1 protein-coding gene is annotated in these 444 nt (G+C 40.1%); it reads right to left on the bottom strand.

Translation table 11 applies throughout. From position 1 onward, the window contains the following. Window positions 1–155 precede the first annotated feature (155 nt). Window positions 156–444: hypothetical protein (locus tag ETC00_RS19885; RefSeq protein WP_253264352.1), on the bottom strand; the 289-nt coding region annotated here is incomplete at its 5' end.

The following is a 444-nucleotide window of genomic DNA, read 5'->3' as shown; positions in this document are numbered from 1 at the left end:
CACTGGCCATTTTTCTTTTGTACCATTCCTTTTTTAACTCCATTTCTAACACCAATATTGCTGGATCATTGCGCAACTCCGCGCAAAGCTTTCTGACCTCGCTTGCTTTCATTAAACGGCTTGCTGTTAAACAAAAACTCATTGTTCTCTCCTCCTCAAATTAATTCTTTTACAGATGGACATTTATATTGCTCCACGTACTCTGGATGATAGTAAGCCTTCACAAGAACATTGATTGCATCAACATATGCTTTGCATGCTTTGTAACTTGGGCAATCAGAAAGTTTTTTGTATCCTCCTTTTCCGTCTTGCCATTCTTCACGCAACCACTCCAATTCGGCTGCCAAAAACGTTTTTAATCTATCGATCGCATGATCCATTTTTGTTCCTCCCCTATCTCTTAATAAATCCTTTCGCCTGCAATTTCGTACGATGCCGTTGCCA

The organism is Brevibacillus sp. MCWH, from assembly GCF_013096935.1.
In the GTDB taxonomy this organism is placed as follows: domain Bacteria; phylum Bacillota; class Bacilli; order Brevibacillales; family Brevibacillaceae; genus Brevibacillus; species Brevibacillus aydinogluensis.
Note: the sequence above shows the minus strand (reverse complement) of the source record. Positions and strands in the feature narration are given on the sequence as shown.